The organism is Pseudomonas sp. NY15435, from assembly GCF_048068295.1.
Classification (GTDB): domain Bacteria; phylum Pseudomonadota; class Gammaproteobacteria; order Pseudomonadales; family Pseudomonadaceae; genus Pseudomonas.
This window is the reverse complement of sequence record NZ_JBLUQA010000046.1, coordinates 1-223: the sequence shown is the minus strand read 5'-3', so window position 1 is coordinate 223 and position 223 is coordinate 1. Positions and strand designations below refer to the sequence as shown.

Below are 223 nucleotides of genomic sequence, written 5' to 3'. Positions count from 1 at the left end.
GGCTGAAAACGGTTCGAGCAAAACCATCGACCGTCTGCACAGCGACATGAGCGTTGCCGAAAACGGTTCGAGCCAATCGGTTGACCGCCTGCACCAGCAGATGAACGTCGCCGAGAACGGCTCCAGCCAGACCGTCGACCGCCTGCACAAGCAACTGGGCGTGGCTGAAAACGGTTCGAGCAAAACCATCGATCGCCTGCACAGCGACATGAGCGTGGCCGAA

1 pseudogene is annotated in these 223 nt (G+C 59.6%); it reads left to right on the top strand.

Going from position 1 to position 223, the window contains the following annotated elements:
• Nucleotides 1–223 (top strand): annotated as a pseudogene (locus ACNFH5_RS30655) (hypothetical protein); the annotation flags it as partial.